At 59.8% G+C, this 13547-nt stretch carries 11 protein-coding genes; 5 read left to right on the top strand and 6 right to left on the bottom strand.

The window, feature by feature from the left end; translation table 11 throughout:
* The first annotated feature begins 136 nt into the window (after positions 1-136).
* From QLG03_RS21925 to mdcH, 3 genes are read left to right on the top strand one after another with little or no spacing between them, the layout of a single operon-like run.
* Positions 137-1096, top strand: coding sequence for an AEC family transporter (locus QLG03_RS21925; protein ID WP_044522774.1), 960 nt, complete (start codon positions 137-139; stop codon positions 1094-1096).
* A 3-nt stretch (positions 1097-1099) separates the two neighbouring features.
* Complete coding sequence (locus QLG03_RS21920; RefSeq protein ID WP_060590808.1) at positions 1100-1717, top strand: malonate decarboxylase holo-ACP synthase; 618 nt, start codon at positions 1100-1102, stop codon at positions 1715-1717.
* Positions 1717-2619, top strand: coding sequence for a malonate decarboxylase subunit epsilon (gene mdcH, locus QLG03_RS21915; protein ID WP_255987995.1), 903 nt, complete (start codon positions 1717-1719; stop codon positions 2617-2619). Before QLG03_RS21920 ends, mdcH begins: the two co-directional genes overlap by 1 nt.
* Here mdcH and QLG03_RS21910 read toward each other — a convergent pair.
* The 4 genes from QLG03_RS21910 to QLG03_RS21895 form a co-directional block, all read right to left on the bottom strand.
* Complete coding sequence (locus QLG03_RS21910) at positions 2609-3535, bottom strand: LysR substrate-binding domain-containing protein (protein WP_023289529.1); 927 nt, start codon at positions 3533-3535, stop codon at positions 2609-2611. The two genes, mdcH and QLG03_RS21910, sit on opposite strands and share 11 nt — an antisense overlap.
* 157 nt (positions 3536-3692) lie before the next feature.
* Entirely contained in the window at positions 3693-5303 is a 1611-nt protein-coding gene (gene mqo / locus QLG03_RS21905; protein ID WP_255987993.1) for a malate dehydrogenase (quinone), read from the bottom strand.
* 307 nt (positions 5304-5610) lie between these two features.
* Positions 5611-6531, bottom strand: a complete 921-nt coding sequence (locus QLG03_RS21900; RefSeq protein ID WP_023289527.1) for an N-acetylmuramic acid 6-phosphate etherase — start codon at positions 6529-6531, stop codon at positions 5611-5613.
* Between the two features lie 199 nt (positions 6532-6730).
* Entirely contained in the window at positions 6731-7051 is a 321-nt protein-coding gene (locus QLG03_RS21895; RefSeq protein WP_255987461.1) for a hypothetical protein, read from the bottom strand.
* Between the two features lie 155 nt (positions 7052-7206).
* On the opposite strand from QLG03_RS21895, the gene QLG03_RS21890 reads away from it, so the two are divergent.
* Positions 7207-8823 (top strand): sensor histidine kinase, encoded by a 1617-nt coding sequence (locus QLG03_RS21890; protein ID WP_023289525.1) that lies wholly within the window; start codon positions 7207-7209, stop codon positions 8821-8823.
* Positions 8820-9539 (top strand): two-component system response regulator DcuR, encoded by a 720-nt coding sequence (dcuR, locus tag QLG03_RS21885; protein WP_023289524.1) that lies wholly within the window; start codon positions 8820-8822, stop codon positions 9537-9539. The genes QLG03_RS21890 and dcuR overlap by 4 nt, the downstream gene beginning before the upstream one ends.
* On the opposite strand, the gene QLG03_RS21880 is transcribed toward dcuR, so the two are convergent.
* Both QLG03_RS21880 and QLG03_RS21875 read right to left on the bottom strand, forming a co-directional pair.
* Positions 9520-10470, bottom strand: a complete 951-nt coding sequence (locus QLG03_RS21880) for an FAD:protein FMN transferase (RefSeq protein WP_023289523.1) — start codon at positions 10468-10470, stop codon at positions 9520-9522. The genes dcuR and QLG03_RS21880 overlap by 20 nt on opposite strands.
* Positions 10471-10535: 65 nt before the next feature.
* Positions 10536-13313, bottom strand: a complete 2778-nt coding sequence (locus tag QLG03_RS21875) for a flavocytochrome c (protein ID WP_101991920.1) — start codon at positions 13311-13313, stop codon at positions 10536-10538.
* Between the last annotated feature and the right edge of the window lie 234 nt (positions 13314-13547).

Below are 13547 nucleotides of genomic sequence, written 5' to 3'. Positions count from 1 at the left end.
CACGTTCGTACGTAAGTAGTAGAAGAAAACCTGCCGGAAGCCGTCCCCCGGAGCGCGTCATAACCGCGCCGGGTAGGGACGGCTTTTAGAAAAAATAACAATCGCGCCAGTACTCTATTTTATTTACAGGTGATTTATGACTTATGTGATTATTCATGCTCTTGCCCCGATTTTCGTCATTATGCTGCTGGGCTTCTGGGCCGGTAAGGCCGGGATGGTAGATAACAAAAATGTCTCCCTGCTCAATATCTTTGTAATGGATTTTGCCTTACCCGCTACGCTGTTCAGCGCCACGGTGCAAACGCCGTGGGCCGGTATCGTCGCCCAGTCGCCGCTGGTGCTGGTGCTCACTGGCGCGATGTGGATCACCTACGCCGGGATTTACTTCCTCGCCACCAGCGTCTTCAAACGCACCCCGCAGGATGCCGCGGTGCTGACCCTCACCGTCGCCCTGCCGAACTATGCCGCGCTGGGCCTGCCGATCCTCGGCAGCGTGCTCGGCGAAGGCGCATCGACTTCGCTGTCGGTGGCGGTCTCTATCGCCTGCGGTTCGGTACTGATGACCCCCTTCTGCCTGCTGATTCTGGAACGTGAAAAAGCCCGCGCCGCGGGGGAAACCACCGGTTCTACGCTGGCGATGCTGCCGGTGCTGATGTGGCGTTCGGTGAAAAAGCCGATCGTCTGGGGCCCGCTGCTCGGGGTGGTGCTTTCCGCTATCGGCATTAAAATGCCGGACCTGCTGCTGGCCGCCATCAAACCGCTGGGCCTGGCCGCCACCGCCGCGGCGCTGTTCCTCACCGGGGTGATCCTCTCGGCGCGTAAACTGCAGCTCAATGCGCTGATCGCCACCTCCACCATCGTGAAACTGCTGGTGCAGCCGTTTATTGCCTGGGGTCTGGTGATGCTGCTGGGTCTGCACGGCGCTATCGCCATTACCGCGATCCTGATGATTGCCCTGGCCGCCGGCTTCTTCGGCGTGGTCTTCGGCAACCGCTTCGGCGTGCAGTCCCCGGATGCTGAAGCCGTGCTGCTGTTGAGCTCGGTTCTGTGTATCCTGTCGCTACCGCTATTTATCTCTTTGACTTCAGGACTGTAAACCATGTCATCAACGCCGCGTCCCCACGATTTAGTGTGGTTAAACCACGCCAGCGCCCTGGAAGATATAGCCGAGCCGTGGGTGGCTCAGCAGTGGCGAGTCGCGCTGCCGGTGGTGGTGAGGCGCGATGTTGACGGCCAGGCCCGCATCCCGGTTGGGGTGCGGGGCATGAAGCGCGAACAGCGCGCCGCCGGCTGGGTACAGGCGCACAATATCGTTCGCAGCGTCACCCCGGAGATGCTGGTGGAGCGCGAGCGCCTGCTGGGCTCCCCTTTTGTTTCGCAGCCGCCGGTCCAGGCGGCCATCGCCCTGACGCTGGGCGACTGGCCCTGGCGCTGGGGCGTCACCGGCAGCACCGGCTACGCGCTGGCGACCGAAATCCCGGTACTCCATGCGGCAAGCGATCTGGATCTCCTGATCCGCGCCCCGCAGCCGCTGGCCCGCGAGGCGCTGCTGGAATGGCAGTCCCGGGTGGCCCAGCTCCCGTGCCGCGCCGATACCCAGGTCGAAACGCCATACGGCGCCTTCGCCCTCAATGAGTGGCTACGCGATGGGCGGGCGCTGCTGAAAACGTCCCGCGGCGCGCGCTTAACCGCTGCGCCGTGGCGCAGGGAGGAATGATGAAGATTTTATTTACTTTTCCCGGACAGGGTGCCCAGCGTCCCGGCATGCTGGCGGCTATCCCCGACCGCGAAGCGATCCTCAGCCAGGCGCGCGCCGTGCTGGGGAATGAAGTCGAGGCCCTCGATAGCGCCGGATCGCTAAAACATACCCGTGCGGTCCAGCTCTGCCTGCTGATCGCCGGGGTAGCCTGGGCGCGCGAGCTACAGCGCCAGGGCGTCAATCCGCAGATTGTCAGCGGCCTGTCCATCGGCGCCTTTCCCGCATCGGTGATTGCCGGCGCGCTCGATTTCGCCAGCGCGCTGCGCCTGGTGGCCCTGCGCGGCGATCTTATGGAGCAGGCCTATCCCGAAGGTTACGGGCTGACGGCGATCATGGGCCTGACCCGCCCGCGGGTTGAGGCGCTGATGCAGGGCCACGAGGTCTATCTTGCCAACCTGAACGCCGAAACGCAGATCGTGATCGCCGGACGCGATGAAGCCATGGCCGAGGTGGCGCAGCTGGCGCTGCAGGCGGGCGCCAGTAAGGCGCAGCGGCTGGCGGTCAGCGTCCCGTCGCACTGCGCGCTGCTGGATAAACCCGCCGCCGCGCTGGCAACAGCCTTTGCCGACGTGACCTTAACGCGCCCGCAGTGCGCCTATTTAAGCGGCTCGACGGCGCGCGTGCTGTGGGATCCGCAGCGGATCGCCGACGATCTGGCGATGAACATGGCGCGCACCGTCCACTGGCAGGAGGCGATGATCGCCGCCGATGAGCGCGACGCGCGCTTAGCCATTGAGATGCCCCCCGGCGGGGTATTGACCTGCCTGACCCGCCAGGCGGGCTGGCGCGGGGAGACCCTTTCGCTGGAACGCAGCGGCGTGGATGTCGCCCGCCATCTGGCGCAGCGGCTTAGCGATTAAGGCTCCGGGCGTACATTCTTCCTTCCGCCGCCAGCGCCAGCAGGTCGGCATCGCGTTCGCGATGGTGTGAATAGACAATCGAGATCAGCTGGCGCATCTGGTACGGTTCCGCCAGCTTTAACAGCTGTACATCTTTTTCATAGACTTTTTTCATCCGCCCCGGCAGCAGCGCAAACCCGACGCCCGCCTGCACCAGGCTAATCATCGAAAAGATGTCATTCACCCGGGTGACGATCGTCGGCTCGAAGCCAGCGATATGAAACGCTTCCCGGAACCCGGCATAGGTGGCGAACCCCTCCGCCAGCGAGACGAATTTCCGGTCGGCGTAATCGCGCAGGTCAGCAAGCTGTGTGCTATCCAGCTGCGCCGTCGCCGGGGCGGCGAGAAAGATATCGTCCTCAAACAGCGGCACCACGTCGAAAGCGGTATTGTTGAACTCCCCTTCATTGGTGGCGATCAGGATAGCGTCGAGGGCGTCGTCTTCCAGCATATCCAGCAGCATCTGGTTAGAGCCCATGGTGAGATCCAGCTCCAGCTCCGGGCGACGCAGCTTCATACCCATGATAATGCGCGGGACGGTTTCCAGGGTCAGGGAATAGAGGGTGCCGATGCGCAGCCGCCCCTGGCCGACGCCGGCGACTTTGCGCGTCGCCTCAAGGCCGCGGCTCATCAGACTCATCACATCCTGACAATATTCCAGCAGCGTCCACGCCGCCTGCAGCGGCAGCAGATTGCGCCCTTTATGGACAAACAGCGGGCAGCCCACCCCCTCTTCCAGGGTATGCAGCGCGCGGTGAACGCTGACGCTGCTAAGCTTCATCGCTTCGGCGGTTCTGGCGATATTGCCCTTCGCCATAAACATCATAAAGACCGACAGCTTGCGGAAGGTGATCTCCTGGTTGATATCGTCTTGCATAGCCCTTCCACGCTCCTGATTTGCTTTTCTTTTTTCAATTCAAATCAGTATATCGTTTATGACGGCAAAGTTGCAGGCAGAGAGCGGCTTAGGCCGGCAAGGAACGCAAAAAAGGGAAGACCGTGGTCTTCCCTTTTGTTCTCTATCGAGTTTGCTTTTACAGCGCCATATCGTGCTGCGGCGAGGCGTCGCGCCGCGGCTCCGCCGGCTTCGCGGTCGCGGTGGGCGCAGCCGCTGGCATCTGGATCACCGGCGGTTTCGTCAGCTGCAGGGTCGCGGCGGTATCATCCCAAACCTGCTGGGTCAGCGCCACGTTACCGTTCAGCTTCTGACCGTAGCTCGGCACGATCTGGTGGATACGGGTCTGCCACTCCGGCGAGTTAAACTGCGTCGGGAACATCTGCTTGAGCACATTGAGGGTGATCGGCGCGGCGGTGGAAGCCCCCGGCGACGCGCCGAGCAGCGCGGAAATGGTTTTCTGCTGATCGACCACCACTTCGGTGCCCAGTTTCAGCACGCCGCCCTTCTCTGCGTCTTTCTTAATGATCTGCACGCGCTGGCCGGCCTGGATCAGCTTCCAGTCCTCTTTACGCGCGTCCGGGTAGTACTCTTTCAGCGCGGCGAAGCGGTCATCATCGCTGAGCATCACCTGGCTGACGAGATATTTCACCAGGTCGAAGTTATCGAGTCCGACATGGGTCATCGGCAGCACGTTGTCAGTGGTGGTGGTGCTCAACAGGTCGAAGAAGGAACCGTTTTTCAGGAACTTGGTCGAGAAGGTGGCGAACGGCCCAAACAGCACCACGCGCTTGCCATCCAGGTAGCGGGCGTCAAGGTGCGGTACCGACATCGGCGGCGCGCCGACCGAAGCCTGGCCATACACTTTCTCGAGGTGCTGCGCGGTGACCGCCGGATTCTCGGTCATCAGGAACGAACCGCCCACCGGGAAGCCAGCATAGTTGTCCGCTTCCGGAATACCGGTTTTCTGCAGCAGCTTCAGCGCGCCGCCGCCGGCGCCGATAAAGACGTATTTCGCGTCAATAGTCTGCGCTTCCCCGCTCTGCACGTTCTTAATGGTCACGTGCCAGGAGTTATCGGCATTGCGTTTGAAATCGGTGACCTCAGAGGAGGTTTGCAGGGTGAAATGGCTGTTTTTCTTCAGGCTGCCGATCAGCTGCCGGGTGATTTCGCCATAGTTAACGTCGGTACCTACCGGCGTCCAGGTGGCAGCGACTTTCTGCTGCGGATCGCGGCCTTCCATCACCAGCGGCGCCCACTGTTTAATTTGCGCGTGGTCGGTGGAGAATTTCATCCCCTGGAATAAGGTGGTCTGCTGCAGTGCGGTATAACGCTTCTGTAGATAGTCGACATTATCGCCCCAGACGAAACTCATATGCGGCGTGGAATTAATAAAGGAGTGCGGATCGTGCAAAATACCGCGCTTGACCTGTGCCGACCAGAACTGACGGGAGATCATAAACTGTTCGTTAATATCCAGCGCTTTGCTGACGTCAATCGATCCGTCCGCCCGCTCCGGCGTATAGTTCAGCTCCATATTCGCCGAGTGACCGGTACCGGCGTTATTCCAGCCGTTGGAAGATTCCAGGGCCACGCCGTCCAGTTTCTCCACCATCGTCAGGTCCCAGTCCGGCTGCAGCGCCTGCAGCCAGGTGCCAAGCGAGGCGCTCATGATCCCGCCGCCAATCAGCAGGAAGTCAGTTTTTTTAGAGGTATCCGCTTCAGCATGCGTCGCCGCGCTGACGAACATCGCTAATGCGGTAAAGGAAATAATCGTTTTTTTCATTGCAGGCATAATAGAATTATCACGTAGCACACGGTAATAAGAGGCAGCATATTAACGCACTTTTACTTTATTTTAAAATATCATTTACACTCTCGCATTTTTAATCAAATAATTATTTAACTTAAAAAATCAGAACGACGCAAAAAATAAAAGTCGCCGTAAAATTATGGCTGAAAATTCAGCGCGATTGCCGGGGAAAATAGAAAAGAGGGATTTCTTTAGTTAATAAAGTCCAGACGCGCACACCGTTGGTGCGCGCCTGGCGACAGGCTTAATGGGCGGGAGTGACAGCGCTGCGCTGGGCTTCGCGCAGGGCAAGACGCAGATGATCGTGATGTTTGGTCAGCAGCTCCCGCGCGTGCCAGGCGTCCAGCCCGCTGAGCAGCATCAGGATCGCGGTGCGGCAATGGTGGTGGCAGCTGGTCAGCGCGGCTTTTGCTTCGCTGCGCGTGCAGTCGGTGGCCGCCATGACAATCGCCACCTGCCGCTCCGCCCAGTGCGGAGTGTCAGCCTGCAGATCCACCCGCAGGTTGCTGTACACCCGGCCGTCACGGATAGCGAGGCCCGTCGACACCATGTTAAGGATCTGCCGCTGGGCCAGCCGGGCCTTCGGATTGGTCAAACCCGCCACCGCTTCCGGCCCGGTCTGCGGAGCAATAACAATATCCGCCAGCTGCGCCGCCTCGCTGGCCGCCTGCTGGGTCACCACCGCGATCGGGGCCCCCAGCGACCAGGCGTGGCGCATCGCCCCCCAGACCCACGGGGTCTTGCCGCTAACGGTCAGCGCCAGCAGCATATCGTGGCTGGAAAAGTCCAGCGACTGCAGCTCGAAGGCGCCAAGATCGTAATTATTCGCCGCCGTCTCCCGCTCGGCCATCGCCGCCGTCTGGCCACCGGCAATCAGCCCCACCAGCGCGTGTTTGCCTTCCGGAGAGTAGTCGCTGACCGCCTGGACTGCCGTGCGGCCTGATTCCCCGGCGCCGATAATGACCAGACGCCCTCCCCGGCTCATTGTCGCGGTGGCGATATCAATCAACCGGGCTATATCCGGCAGACAGGCGCCGACCGCCTCCGATATCTGCTTATCATCCTGATGCAGCATCGCCAGCATGTCGGCGGTGGCGAGGCGATCGATGTGGGTGGTATCCGGGTGACGACGTGCCTGCATTGACGCGGTTAGCGAACTGCTCATAACAACCTCCATTTACGACAGAAAAAGCGCATCTCGGCGAAATCAGCGGCCTGATGCATATCCTTATATTCATCAGGACTATTTAACCTCTGTCGCCACTATAAGGGGAATCTTCCGCGCTTTACCGCCGTCGGGGTCACAGTTTACCGTCCCGATCGCCCGTTCACGGGCAATTGCCGATTATCTGAGCAATCTTGTCTCAGGTCTTATCTTCGCCTTCCGCCTGCATGGCCAGCCAGAAGGTTTGCTGACAGAGGTTATAAAATTGTTTGCGCATTGGCTTCACCTCCAGGCCGGCGCTATCGATAACCTGCCAGTCGATCCAGCAGTCCGGGCAGGAGGCGGCATCCTGTTGCGGAAGCTCGAGCTCGTAGCGGTGCTGGATCACCACCCCGCTGCGATGCCGCCAGCGCGCGATCTCCCACTCTGCTTCCGCTTCACGGTCCTGTTCACGATGCTGCGTCAGTCGTTCAACGTGCTGTTGCCGGAGGATATCCCGGACCAGAGATGCCAGTTCCATCATGTCTGCCTTAAGCCTGTGGCGAAAAGCGACAGTTTATCGTGGTCGGGCCGAGGCTACCGTAGCAAAAGCGGCCTTTTGCTTTGATTACACGGCTTTATGAATGCCGCGCTATCAGCGATAATAATCGTTCACTGAATCTATCCGGGATCGTCATGAAGGCATCAGAGCACCCGCCTCGCGTTCGTCAACGCGCCTTACCGCTAAAGCTGAGCACCGCCGTCTCCTTGATGATTGGCAGCGTGATCGGCGCCGTGCTGCTGCTGGTCTATGCCCTGTGGTATATGCAGATCAGCAATGCCACCCGCGACGGCCTGAAAGAGACCGCGCTGGCGGTGGCGCGTACCATGGCAGATATGCCGCAGGTGAAGCGCGGACTGGCGGCGCCGCCGCAGCAGCAGATTATTCAGCCGCTGGCGCAGGCCATCACCCGGCGCAACGACCTGCTGTACGCTATCGTCACCGATATGCACGGTATTCGCTATTCGCATCCGGACAGCTCAATTATTGGCAAACCCTTCATCGGCCACGATATCCAGCCGACGCTGCAGGGAAAAGAGAACGTGGCCATTAACCACGGGGTGCTGGCCCCGGCGCTGCGGGTGTTTACCCCGGTGTTCAACGACCAGCATCAGCAGATTGGCGTGGTGGTGGTCGGCATTTCGCTGAGTAAAGTGGACGAGCAGATCGCCAATAGCCGCTGGGACGTGTTGCTGACCATCCTGTTCAGCGCGCTGGTCTGTGCCATCGGCACCTGGAGCCTGGTGCGCGGCCTGAAGCGCGTCCTGCTGGGGCTGGAGCCGCACGAAATCTCCACTCAGTTTCAGCAGCGTCAGGCCATGCTTCACGCCCTCAAGGAGGGGGTGGTGGCGGTCGATGCCCATGGTGAGGTTAACCTGATCAACCCGGCGGCGCGCGAGATTCTCTTTTCCGGGCCGGACAAGACCCTCGCGCATACCCCGCTGCTGGCCGACCTGCAGACGGTTTTGCACAGCGGCGAGCCGATGTACGACCGCGAGCTGGGGTGTAATGGCCTGTTGCTCATCAGCAACACGGTGCCTATCCGCAGCCAGGAGGCGGTGGTCGGCGCCATCTGTACCTTCCGCGATAAGACCGAAGTCAGCCAGCTGCTGCAGCGGCTGGACGGCATGATGAGCTATGTGGATGCCCTGCGCACCACCTCACATGAGTTTATGAACAAACTGCACGTGATCCTCGGCCTGCTGAATATGAAAAGCTATGGCAAACTCGAGGAGTACGTGCTGCAGACCGCCCACCGCTACCAGGCGGACATCGGCGATATTCAGCACCGCATTAAATCCCCGGTGGTGGCCGGCTTTCTGATAAGTAAAATGCAGCGCGCCACCGAGTGCGGCTTTACCCTTAAGCTGGCGGAAGAGAGCCTGGTGCCGGATTGCCCGAATGAGAAGCAGGTCACCGTGCTGGTGACGGTGCTGGGCAACCTTATCGAGAACGCGCTGGACGCCATGAGCGGTCAGGCGGAGGGCGAAATCGGCCTGCTGCTGCACTATCAGGACGGCTGGCTAAGCGGTGAAGTGAGCGACGACGGGCCGGGGATCCCGGAAAACAACATCGACGCTATCTTTAACAAAGGCTTCTCCACCAAAGGCGAGAATCGCGGCGTCGGGCTGTTTCTCGCCAACCAGCAATTACGCGAGCTGGGCGGCACCCTCGCCGTCGAGTCGGAACCCGGCGTATTTACCCAATTTTTTGTTCATCTCCCCTGGGATAGTAAAAGGAAACGTGCGTGATAAATGTGTTGATTGTTGACGATGATGCCATGGTGGCCGAACTGAATCGCCTGTACGTGGCAAGGGTTCCCGGCTTTCGTTGCAGCGGGAGCGCCTCGACGCTCAGTCAAGCCCGGGAGATGATTAACGATCCGCAGCTGGAGATCGATCTGGTGCTGCTGGATGTCTATATGCAGCAGGACAGCGGGCTCGATCTGCTGCCGACTATCCGTAAATCGGGGCGCGCCATCGACGTCATCATGATCACCTCGGCGGCGGATGCCGCCACGGTGCAGACCGCCATGCATTACGGAGTGGTCGATTACTTGATCAAACCTTTCCAGTTTCCCCGTTTTGAAGAGGCGCTCACCACCTGGCGGGAGAAGCGCAAGCTGATAACCGGTCAACCCTATTACGAGCAGGCCGACGTTGACCGCCTGCTGCACGGCGGCGCGCCGGAGGCCAGCGACGCGCGCAAGCTGCCCAAGGGGCTCACCGCGCAAACCCTGCGCACCCTGTGCCAGTGGATTGACGCTCACCCGGACGTTGAATTCTCTACCGATGAGCTGGCGGCGGCGGTGAATATCTCCCGCGTTTCCTGCCGCAAGTATCTGATCTGGCTGGCGCAGATAAATATTCTCTATACCACTATCCACTACGGCGCCACCGGGCGGCCGGTCTATCGCTACCGCCTGGTGGCCGAACAGTACAGTTTGCTTAAGCAGTACAGTCAGTAACGCGGTAGCCGCTGTCCAGCGACGCAAAGCGCAAGCGCTGCGGCGATGACAGTATAATGTCGCGATTTTTGGTGACGAAAATCGCGTCGATATCCTGCCGCTGACGCAACGCTGCGCAGCCTTTCTCGACGCCGAGGCCGAACAGCAGCGTGGTCCAGATATCGCCGTCTAAAGAATCGCTGGAAATCACCGTGACGCTGTCGAGTTCGTTGTCCAGCGGGTAACCGCTGCGCGGGTCGAGAATATGGTGCCAGCGCTTGCCGTCCTGCTCGAAATAACGTTCGTAGGTGCCCGAGGTGACTACCGACTGTCCGTTGACCGTCAGGGAGCCGATCAGCGCCTGCGCATCGGCAAACGGTTTTTTCAGGCCAATAGCCCATTCGCCGAGGGTATGCACATTGCCGCCGAGGTTGATCAGCGCCCTTTCCACCTGCTGCTGACGCAGATAATCACGCACCCGGTCAGCGATATAGCCTTTGGCGATCGCCCCAAGATCCAGCTCCATCCCCGGCTGCTGAAGAAACACGCTGCAGGTTGCCTCATCAAGGATCACCTCCTGCGGGCGGGTCAGCGCCAGCCGGGCCCTGATTTCGCCGGCGTCAGGCACGCTGTGTCCCTGAAAGCCAATCCGCCACAGCTTCACCAGCGGCCCAATCGCGAGGTTAAAGGCGCTGTCGCGCACCATGCTGGCGGCTTTGGCGCACTGAATGAGCTGAAAGACCGGGCGGCTGACGGTCACCGGGTGACGTCCGGCGGCGTGGTTGATATCCATCACCTGGGACTCGGCGCGGTTAACGGTAAGCAGATCTTCGTAGCGCTTGATTAACTGAAATACGCGGGAGGCCAGCGCCTCATCATGGGAGCAGAGTTTGAGCAGGATGGGAGAACCCATCAGAACGGCGGAGTAGCTATAGACGCGGTTATCAGACATCGGGCTCTCCTTAGTAGGGGTAAGCCGGGCGGCGACAGCGCCGGCCCGGCATCAACAATGGCGTGTTATCCTCTGGCGCGTTTCGCCGCCTGGTGGCCCGCGAGGGTGCCGAAGATGATGATATCCGCCACCGCGTTACCCCCGATACGGTTGCCGCCGTGGATCCCGCCAACCACCTCACCGGCGGCGTAGGCGCCGCGGATCGGCTGCCGGGCAACGTTCAGCACTTCGCCATCGGTGTTAATGGTCACGCCGCCCATGGTGTGGTGCACCCCCGGGGCGATACGAATGGCGTGGAACGGACCTTCGTTAATCGGCGCGCGCAGCGCGGTGGTACGGCCAAACTGTTCATCATGCTGTTTTTCCACCGCCCCGTTGTAGCACTCGAGGGTGGCGAGGAAGGCATGGTAATCCATCCCCAGTTTCTCCGCCAGTTCACGCGGCGAGCTGGCGCTGGTGACGAAGCCTTTGGCGATGTACTCATCGGCGGCTTTGTTTTTCGCCCGTACATGTTCGTCAAAGACGATGTACGCATAGTGTTCCGGCAGGGCGATAATCGCCGCGGAGACTTTATCGCGGGTCTCCATTTCGTTGAAGAAGCGGTTACCCTGCTGGTTGACGAGGATCGCCCCACCGCCGCGAATCGACTCGGAAATCAGATAGGAGGTCTGCTGTTCAACGGTCGGGTGAATTTGAATTTCGCCCATATCCACCGTGTCGGCGCCGATACGCTCCAGCAGCGCGATACCGCTCCCGGTGGCCCCTTTGTGGTTGGTGGTGACGAACCCTTCGAGGTCAGGACGATACTTCACCACCATCGCGCTGTTGGCGCTGAAGCCGCCGGTGGCCACCACAATGCTTTTGCTCTGGACTTCAATGATCTCGTTTTCGTCGTTGATCAGACGCACGCCGCTGACTTCATCGCCGCTCATCAGGATCTCCTCCACCGAGGTATCCAGCAGGACGTCGATGCCGCGTTTGGTGATGTTGCGCACCAGGCCGCTAATCAGATAGCCGCCGACCGCTGACCCGTCGCGCGGACGGTGGGTGCGGTCAATGCTCATCCCGCCGGTGGTGGTGATATCGTTGAGCATAATGCCGCGGTCAGCCAGCCATTCAATGGCTTGCGGGGCATTCTCCACGAAGCGGCGCAGCAGCTGCGGGTTGTTTTTATTGTGCCCGCCTTTCAGGGTTTCCTGATAGAACAGCTCTTTGCTGTCCTGAATGCCTTTCACGCGCTGGAAGCGGGTCTCCGCCGCGTTCATCCCGGCGGAAGCCTTGATGGTGTTCCCGCCAATGGTCGGCATTTTCTCGACGATCAGCACGCTGGCGCCTTCGTCGTGAGCCTGAATGGCGGCCGCCAGACCGGCGCCGCCGCTGCCGACCACCACCACATCATAGCTTTTCGGCGCGGCGTCATTGCCGCCCTCTTCCGCCGCCAGCGCTTTGCTCGATTTCAGCATCGCTTTGGCGACCGCTTTTTTCACCGCCTCGCTCTGGCTGGTGGCCCCGGAAATAGCGTCCACGTGCGGGGTATTGGCGGTCAGAATACGTTCGCGGATCTCTTCGAAGCTGGTGGTGAACTCCACGGTCTGCACCGGGCTCGCCGCCAGTTCGATATCGGCGATATGGTCATTTTCGAGGCTGACGTTGATCACCAGCTCATTGGCGTCATCCTGAACGGTTTCAACAAACATCCCCGGCTTAAATTTGGCGTCGCCCATGCTCATGTCGCGGATCATCGCTTCCACCAGCGAGAAGCGCCACAGCGGTTCCGGAATGTGCAGCGCCTCGCGCTGGGTGCTGTCGATAAACAGCTCCAGCTCTTCACCCGCGGCGATACGAGCCGCCCAGTCCGGATAGGCGATGCAGGCGCGGCCCACGGCGATCAGGTCATAGCCGTGATCGAGGCCCAGCTCGGCATCGGCGACGTTAACCACCCCGCCGACGCCCATCACCGGCACCTGAGCCAGAGTGTCAGAGCGCATGGCGCAGTATTTCTCAATCAGCGGCGTTGGGTCGCAGGTATCAACGATAGAGGGACGCAGAGTCGCGCCCACCGAGAAGTGCAGATAATCGACGCCGCGAGCGGCCAGTTTTTCCAGCAGATACATGGTGTCGTCGAAGCGGATCCCCGGGACCTCCATCTCTTCCGGCGAGAAGCGGTAACCGATGATAAAGGCATCGTCAGCGTACTGGCGGGCCATTTTATGGGTGATGTCGAGCACCGCCAGCGGGAAACGAGCACGATTGTCGCGGCTACCGCCCCACTCATCGTCGCGCTGGTTGGAGTTCGGCGAATAGAACTGCTGAATGAGATAGGTGTTAGCCCCGTGAATTTCGACTCCGTCGAAACCGGCGAGGATAGCGCGACGGACCCCATCGCCAAACTTGGCGATCATGCCTTCCACTTCGTCTCCGCTCAGCGCCCGCGGCATCGCGGCGCCCTCACGCGGGGCGGCGATAGCGCTCGGCGCCACCGGCTGGCGACCGCCGATCAGCTGCGGGTCGACCATGCGGCCGCCGTGATAGATCTGCAGAATCGCTTTCGAACCTTTCCCTTTAATCGCTTCGGCGATTTTCGCCAGGCCGGCGATTTTTTCATCGTTATCGATACCGATAGCACCCGGGAAGGCCAGGCCGTAGTCATCAATAAAGCAGCACTCGACAATAATGGTGCCGATGCTGCCGGCGCGAGCGCGATAGTACTCCACCAGCTCGCTGGTGACAGTCCCATCGAAATAACCGGTGCAGGTGGTCATCGGCGCCATGAGCAAACGGTTTTTCAGCTCCGTACCATTTGGTAAAGTAAATGGCTGCAGAATTCGTTCGTTACTGGTCATAAGTTACGCTCCAGATTTTAAAATATTAAAAATTCAGAATGGGGTGACGGAATCATTAATGGTTGTGGTTTTTTAATTCCTGTTGTCATGCCAATAATATAACGGGTTTTTTAGTTACTAAATCAATTACGTTAGTTATAAAACTATTTAACCCCAGCAATAACATCGCTACCTCTATTGTATTATTAAAATAATAAATAGCATTTACATAATACAAATGAACGATAACATTTC

This window comes from Klebsiella sp. V115_8 (genome assembly GCF_029967715.1).
GTDB lineage: Bacteria > Pseudomonadota > Gammaproteobacteria > Enterobacterales > Enterobacteriaceae > Klebsiella > Klebsiella quasipneumoniae.
This window is presented reverse-complemented; position numbering and strand designations above follow the sequence as displayed.